Source organism: Alkalibacterium thalassium, assembly GCF_900101165.1.
GTDB classification, from domain to species: Bacteria; Bacillota; Bacilli; order Lactobacillales; family Carnobacteriaceae_A; genus Alkalibacterium; species Alkalibacterium indicireducens.
In genome coordinates, this window is sequence record NZ_FNFK01000079.1 from 1 (window position 1) to 6,965 (window position 6,965).

Annotated in this window: 8 protein-coding genes; 7 read left to right on the forward strand and 1 reads right to left on the reverse strand. The window is 40.2% G+C overall.

The window, feature by feature from the left end; genetic code table 11:
- The first annotated feature begins 482 nt into the window (after positions 1-482).
- The 6 genes from BLR76_RS10695 to BLR76_RS10720 all read left to right on the forward strand — a co-directional run bounded on the left by BLR76_RS10695 (position 483) and on the right by BLR76_RS10720 (position 5,006).
- A complete protein-coding gene (locus BLR76_RS10695; RefSeq protein ID WP_091268806.1) occupies positions 483-1,682 on the forward strand; it encodes an iron-containing alcohol dehydrogenase in 1,200 nt (399 codons plus the stop codon).
- A gap of 25 nt (positions 1,683-1,707) precedes the next feature.
- Positions 1,708-3,075 carry an aldehyde dehydrogenase gene (locus BLR76_RS10700; RefSeq protein ID WP_091268807.1) on the forward strand — a complete coding sequence of 456 codons (1,368 nt, stop codon included), beginning with the start codon at positions 1,708-1,710 and terminating at the stop codon, positions 3,073-3,075.
- A 162-nt stretch (positions 3,076-3,237) separates the two neighbouring features.
- Positions 3,238-3,588: a hypothetical protein gene (locus tag BLR76_RS10705; protein ID WP_091268808.1), complete on the forward strand. Its 351-nt coding sequence runs from the start codon at positions 3,238-3,240 to the stop codon at positions 3,586-3,588.
- Positions 3,575-3,760, forward strand: a complete 186-nt coding sequence (locus BLR76_RS10710; RefSeq protein ID WP_091268810.1) for a hypothetical protein — start codon at positions 3,575-3,577, stop codon at positions 3,758-3,760. Before BLR76_RS10705 ends, BLR76_RS10710 begins: the two co-directional genes overlap by 14 nt.
- A gap of 15 nt (positions 3,761-3,775) precedes the next feature.
- Positions 3,776-3,985, forward strand: a complete 210-nt coding sequence (locus BLR76_RS10715) for a helix-turn-helix domain-containing protein (RefSeq protein WP_091268812.1) — start codon at positions 3,776-3,778, stop codon at positions 3,983-3,985.
- Between the two features lie 184 nt (positions 3,986-4,169).
- Positions 4,170-5,006 (forward strand): Cof-type HAD-IIB family hydrolase, encoded by an 837-nt coding sequence (locus tag BLR76_RS10720; RefSeq protein ID WP_091268815.1) that lies wholly within the window; start codon positions 4,170-4,172, stop codon positions 5,004-5,006.
- Positions 5,007-5,389: 383 nt separating this feature from the next.
- Here the strand turns inward: BLR76_RS10720 and BLR76_RS10725 are convergent, their stop codons facing one another.
- The gene (locus BLR76_RS10725) at positions 5,390-6,583 is read right to left on the reverse strand and encodes a hypothetical protein (protein ID WP_091268817.1); all 1,194 of its coding nucleotides are present in this window, start codon (positions 6,581-6,583) and stop codon (positions 5,390-5,392) included.
- Positions 6,584-6,752: 169 nt separating this feature from the next.
- On the opposite strand from BLR76_RS10725, the gene BLR76_RS10730 reads away from it, so the two are divergent.
- On the forward strand, positions 6,753-6,965 hold a 213-nt coding region (locus BLR76_RS10730), incomplete at its 3' end, for a hypothetical protein (protein WP_143009249.1).

The following is a 6,965-nucleotide window of genomic DNA, read 5'->3' on the forward strand; positions in this document are numbered from 1 at the left end:
AGTCATTAGATGGCGAAGTTCCTGTGAGGATTCCATTCGTCCATGATGATGCAAAAACAATGCCCGACAAGTGGATCCGTTTATTATCTTTCGGGAACAGTGTTCTACAGTACACGGACTAATACTGTAGAAGTGATTTTACATATCTCGAAAAACTTCAAAAAAACGAAGTTTTTTAAACATGCCTTCTTATACTTCTCGTTGCTTTACTGGATCTGTTATAAAGCTGTTTAATCCAGACAAGGATTGGATTATATTACCTTCATCGACAGAAATCATCATACGAGCAACGAGAAATTTGGGAAACATAATTTTTCATAGATTATTGGGAGTTACCACATGTGTTCATCAATTATAGCATATAGACTAGCCCTTTCAAACATAAGCGGTTTCAACTCTCTATGTGTTAATGATTGAACTTCTTCTATAAGAAGGTTAAAGTTATAAGAGAGATGATACCTTAACAATAGGAGGTCATTATTATGATAACCCTGTTAAACCGGCTATATCAAAAATCGCTTCATCTTACATCTTTTTTTCTAAGCTGGAAAGACCCAGAGCTGCTTAAAGGACCTGGATCCGTTCATTCCTTGCCAGACATCATTCGCTCTCACAGCTGTCAGCGTGTACTGATTTTAACGGACTCTGGGATTACCCGTGCTGGAGTATTGAACAAGCTCAAAACTTGCCTGGACCAGTCAGACATCAGTTACACTATTTTTAGTGATATCGAAGCTAATCCGAGCATTCGTACCATTGAAAGAGCAGCTGTCAGATACAACAGCTTTCATTCAGATTGCATAGTGGCGGTTGGGGGTGGGTCAGTGCTTGATGCTTCAAAAGCGGCATCTATTATTATAGGAAAACCTCAAAAATCACTTAAATCATTTAAGGGGCTGCTTAAAATCAGACATGCTCTTCCTCCTCTTATCGCTGTACCGACAACCGCTGGTACTGGAAGCGAGGCGACTGCAGCTGCGGTTGTGTCAGACCCGGAGAAAAAGGAAAAGTTCACGATTATGGACCCCTCTCTGATTCCGGATTACGCTGTTCTTGATCCAGTCCTTCTTAAAAGTCTTCCGCCACAGCTCACTGCAGAAACAGGGATGGATGCCTTGACTCATGCTGTCGAAGCCTATATCGGTCGAAGCAACACATCAGCAACTAGACGGTTGAGTGAAGAAGCGATTCTTCTCATCCACTCCAACTTGCTTCAATCTTATAATAACGGGTCAGACTTGACCGCAAGAGAAAATATGCTGATGGCATCCTATAAAGCCGGACAAGCTTTTACACGAGCGTATGTCGGAAACATCCATGCCATTTCTCATGCCCTAACGGCTTTCTACGGCGCTCCTCATGGTCGGACGAATGCCATGCTGCTGCCAGTCGTTCTAAGATATTACGGATCTGCTGTTCAGCCTGATCTTTCAAGACTATCTGACAAGCTTGGACTGACTGAAAGTTCAGCATCAGAGAAAGAGAAAGCAGAAGCATTCATTAGTTGGATAGAAAAACTAAATCAGAAGATGACTATTCCGGACAAACTGGATAGGGTCCAGAAGAAAGATTATCTCCCTCTTTCCCGGCATGCCATCAAGGAAGCTAATCCGTTATATCCGGTCCCGGTAATGTTCACTTCAGACGATTTCACAGCTATTTTAGACCTCATATCAAACTAAAACGCATTAAGAAAGGATTTTTACCATGAGTATTGAAACCATTGCAAAAAAACAGAGAAATTACTTTTATCAGGGAGAGACTTTATCTGTAGACTTTCGAAAAAAACAGCTGATGAAGCTGAAGAAAACGCTCATCGCTCATCAGGATGACATAGTCGAGGCTGTCCACAAGGATTTCGGCAAGTCATCCTTCGAGACTTATGTCACTGAAATTCAAGTCGTCTATGATGAGATAAACTATATGCTTAAGAATCTGAAGAAACTGGCGAAACCCCAGAAAGTTCGTACGCCTCTGTTGCATTTTTATTCAAAAAGTAAAATTATGCATGACCCATTGGGAACCGTTCTGATCATTTCTCCGTGGAACTACCCTCTTGCACTAGCACTGACCCCACTTGCAGGCGCCATTGCGGCTGGAAACTGTGCGGTCATCAAGCCCTCAGAGGTGAGTTCTCATACCTCTGCGCTGATCAGTAAGATAATTACTGAAAATTTTGACGAACAGTATCTAACTGTATACGAAGGGGAAGCGGACACGACCCAGACCTTATTAAAACAGGGATTCGATCATTGTTTCTTTACTGGAAGCACTGAAGTAGGCAAAAAAATCATGCAGACTGCCAGTAAGACACTTACTCCAGTCACTCTTGAATTGGGTGGAAAAAGCCCCTGTGTCGTGACGGAGGATGCAGACATTGTGAAGGCTGCCTGTCGTATCGTATGGGGTAAGTTTGTCAATGCAGGACAGACGTGTATTGCTCCTGATTTCGTCCTGGTGCACGAATCTGTTAAACATAGACTGATCCTTCTGATCCAAGAGGTCCTCAGACGCTTCTACGGAGAACAGCCTTTAGAAAATGATGACTATGCTCGTATTATTACTGAAAAACACTTTGATCGACTTGTTGGGCTTATGGATAATGAATCTATTCTTCATGGAGGAGAATACAGCAGAGACACCCTATCTATTGCCCCTACATTGGTTGACGATCCAGACTGGGACAGTCAGATTATGACGGAGGAAATTTTCGGGCCGCTTCTACCGATTATTGGGTATGACTCAATCGTCGATACAGTCCATACTCTCCAGGACCGTCCTAAACCACTGGCTTTCTATCTTTTTACTGAATCTGAGGTTTATAAGGAGTTCGTTATGGGATCTCTGTCATTTGGCGGAGGTTGCATCAATGATACACTGATTCACTTCGCCAATCTTAATATGCCGTTCGGCGGAGTCGGCCATAGCGGTATGGGGAATTACCATGGAAAATATAGTTTCGATACATTTACCCATTCTAAAAGCGTGACTGAAAAGACAACACTGTTCGATATTCCTCTACGGTACCCTCCATACAGTAGTAAGGTGCTGGACTGGCTTAAAAAGATGATGTAATTTTTTCAATTAAATAGTATATAGGCGTGGCCGCTAATGGTCACGCCTGTTTGTTATAATGCTACGGATTAAATAATTAATGTTTATCGTTAATTTATTGTTGACAGTCATTAGTTTCAACGAGTATGATATAGCCATCAAAGAAAAAAGTGGTTTCCAAATATGAATATCAAAAAGTTTCAGTTCATCTGTCGTTTTACATCTGTGATATTTAAAGTACTAGCCGGAATGTTTATTTTTATAATAGTAGTCGGCCTTTATGTTACTCTTTTCAGAGCTAATGGTTCATTACAATTTGAACCTGCCGGCTTTACCTTTTTTCAATTTCAAAGAAATCCTATTACCGATGAGGTATTGGAGCGTGCTGCTTTATTTGCTGTTCCAATATTCTCGCTTATCCATGTTTATGTATTACTGAAAGGAAGTCAGCTTTTCGACAACCTCTATGAAGGATATACACCCTTCTCTCCAGATGAACTTAAAGAAGATAAGTTATATCATGATCGGATTTGATGCTGTCACCCCTATCATCTATTCCGGTTTAGTAACTCTTCTTGCAGAAGATGCAAGCTACTTCTTCTTCTCTCTAAGCAGTTACTTTGTGATCGGACTGATCCTCTACGTTGCTGCTGAAATATTTAATTATGGCATCGAACTACAGACACTATTAGACGAGACAATTTAAAGGAGGAGTTATCCCATGACAATTATAGTTAGATTGGACCGAGTTATGGCTGACCGGAAAATACTCCTTAAAGATCTGGCAGAAGAAGTCGGTATCTCCAACGTGAATTTATCCAAGCTGAAGACAGGAAAGGCTGCAGCTATCCGTTTTTCGACTCTAGAAGCACTATGCAAAGCGCTAAACTGTCAGCCCGGAGATATCCTGGAATATGAAGGTGATGAATGACCACCTGGAAAAGATTATAATATCTGGTATACTATAGATAAATAAGGATTGTGACTAGTTCGACTAGGCAAAACCTGAATAACTGACCGACGAGACGAGTGTCTTAAGCGGTGGTTATTCAGGTTTTAATTTTTAATTTGACTGCTTAACAATTAATATCATTCCGAAGTCAGGAGGAAAAGAAATGAACAGACACTATATTTTTTTAGATGTAGACGGGACGCTGGTCTCTTACGAAAATGAATTGCCCGAAAGTGCTGTTACAGCTATTAAACAAGCTCAGAAAAATGGTCATAAAGTGTACACTGTCACTGGACGAAGTAAAGCTGAAATGTACGAGGACATTCTATCAATTGGTTTCGACGGTTATATTGGCGGGAACGGGAGCTATATCGAAAGTGATGGGGAAATCATTTCTGAACGCAGCCTTTCTTACGAAGATTGCAAAAACATTGTCGACTGGCTTCGTGATAAAGGTCTTGAATTTTATCTCGAAAGCAATGAAGGATTGTATGGGAGCGAATATTTTGCGGAACGCGCACAGAAACCACTTCAAGTCTACACGGCCCGTAAAGGAAATGAAGATGCCGATAAAATCACTGTAAAAGACGCTTTCCCAGATATGATATTTGGTGAAAATTTATACCGCGAAAAAATAAATAAAATTAGTTTCGTGTTGAATGATTACAGTGATTATCTGGAAGCTAGAGAAGTGTTTAGTGACTTTAAAGTAGGAACCTGGGGTGGTGCAGGAGAAACGGCTTTGTTCGGAGATGTTGCCTTGGATAATATCGATAAACAGACAGCTTTAGACCTTCTGATGACTTATCTGAATGAATCTGATAAACACACTATTGCTTTCGGAGATGCCAAAGTAGACATCCCGATGCTCGAATATTGCACAACGGGTGTGGCTATGGGCAATGGCGGAACGGAAATTAAAGAAATAGCTGATTATGTTACCAATGACGTAATGAGCGATGGGTTATATAACGCCTTCAAGTACTTTGGACTGATTTAGGATAGTTTGCTCTTAACCTAAACTTAGGACTACTTAACATTAGCATCCATATTGGTTGGACCTGTTAGTAATTTTTGTATAGTCAATATGAATAAGCAGTAGCTGAGATAACGATAGATTTATTGGCATCAGCTACTGCTTATCATTATGAAAAGGGGTAAGTGATTTCAAGTTACTTTATTCACCATTATATCAAGCTACGATGTGATACATAGCTTTCTAATTTAAATTATTGCTATATGGTAACATACAAAGGACCCTAAAAGGTTAGAATACTCTCTTAACCTTTGAGGGCCAGCATTTTAAAATTACCTTAAAATAAATTACTTGGCAGTTTGTCCTCTAAATTCTTAAGTCATCTGTATATGTCGGGCCTCCATCTATTATTCTGCTTCCCATGATTCGAAGCGGTACACAGCGCCGTATTGTTCTATAATACCCATAAAGACTGCTTCGCCTTCTTCCGGGACAGTAATGGACACTGGCATCATTGTACCATCTCTTAAGACACCAAACTCTTCCTCAGGTAAAGATATAGATTGATTTTCAAAGACAGTTTCACCGTTTTCGTCTTCTAATGTAAAGCCAAATTCTATATTTTGAAAGTCTTCTCCTGTTCTATTCATCAGTAGGAAAATCCCTTTCCAGTCTTCTCCATTCCCATCTTGTTCAGCTACTCCGGCCCAGAAAATAGAAATATCGTTATCTATAGATTCCATTGCAGCAAGATCAACAATTTGCTCAACATGTATCAGGGCTGTACTTATATCTCCCTGATCTATGTTATCAGGTAACACATACTCAAGTTCTGGAGCACTTTCTTCCCATTGTCCCTCTCTATTTTCTTCATTAGCCTGTGCCATAATATACTCTGGACGATAACCAACCTCAAAACCTTCAGGATCTCTAGAGTCTGGATTTTCACCTGGAACATCAAACATAACATCACTAATATAAGTAGTTTCTTGACGGGAGTCACTCAGTTCTTCCACACTTTCCAATTGATTTATATCCAGCTCAACATATACAGGCATAACTGTATCGGGTTCAAGTATACCGAAGTGTTCTTGATCCAAATATATAGATTTATTATCAAAGAGCACGTCATCTTCTGTAGCAACGGAAAGGGTAATGCCGATATTAGTCATAGCTTCTTCTGTTCGGTTAGATAAAAGAAAGACACCATATAGAAGGTTCGTTTCATCAGTTAGGAACAATCCCGAGTATTGTGCACGCACTTGTCCTTCATCACCTATTTCATTTGTCCTGGAATTTTCGATTAAGTCGTTTAACATAGAAAGAATTTCATCGTTTCCAACCGTCAATCCGCTTTCTTCATCTGAAATCTGAGTGACGAACTGCATTTGGTCAGTATCTTCACCATCATCGATTACTAATTCTTCCTGGTCCTCACTATCAGTAGAACCCCCATCTGTTTCTTCTGTATTCTCCTCTGATATGTCGTCAGTCTCATCAGTAAATTCCTGTTCCTCTGATTCATTTTCAGTTGAGTCTTCGCCGTTTGCACAACCAGCTAATACCATAAAAACCAAGCCACCATACCACCACTTTTTCATCAATACCCTCTCCTCTAACTAACAGTTACTGTCAAATTTTTTTGTTCTTAAAGGTCTATAACCGTTGTTCTATCAAGGAAAAGACAAAAAACACTTGCCCCTCCCTCATTTATCGGTAAAATAGTAGGTATCCGACTACCAAACTATCCCCAGAAAGAAGGAAAAGCAAGTGCTGTATACCCCTATTATAAACTGTCAGTTTGAAATTATCTACTATTGCCTGAAAGAAAATATCAGACAACAGGAAATGCTTGAAAAATATCGTGAATTGACCCGTTCTCTTATCGAAGAACGTAATCGTTGGACAACGCACTCCCGTGCTCCGACCGTATCTAAACCACTTGACCAGCCCTATCCTCACATGGAGATTGATGCATTGCCG

Bases quoted from the DNA above. Each gene is read 5' to 3' on its own strand.
- BLR76_RS10700 (WP_091268807.1), top strand. From the start codon at position 1,708: ATGAGTATTGAAACCATTGCAAAAAAACAGAGAAATTACTTTTATCAG.
- BLR76_RS10695 (WP_091268806.1), top strand. From the start codon at position 483: ATGATAACCCTGTTAAACCGGCTATATCAAAAATCGCTTCATCTTACA.
- BLR76_RS10725 (WP_091268817.1), bottom strand. From the start codon at position 6,583: ATGAAAAAGTGGTGGTATGGTGGCTTGGTTTTTATGGTATTAGCTGGT.
- BLR76_RS10715 (WP_091268812.1), top strand. From the start codon at position 3,776: ATGACAATTATAGTTAGATTGGACCGAGTTATGGCTGACCGGAAAATA.
- BLR76_RS10705 (WP_091268808.1), top strand. From the start codon at position 3,238: ATGAATATCAAAAAGTTTCAGTTCATCTGTCGTTTTACATCTGTGATA.
- BLR76_RS10720 (WP_091268815.1), top strand. From the start codon at position 4,170: ATGAACAGACACTATATTTTTTTAGATGTAGACGGGACGCTGGTCTCT.
- BLR76_RS10710 (WP_091268810.1), top strand. From the start codon at position 3,575: ATGATCGGATTTGATGCTGTCACCCCTATCATCTATTCCGGTTTAGTA.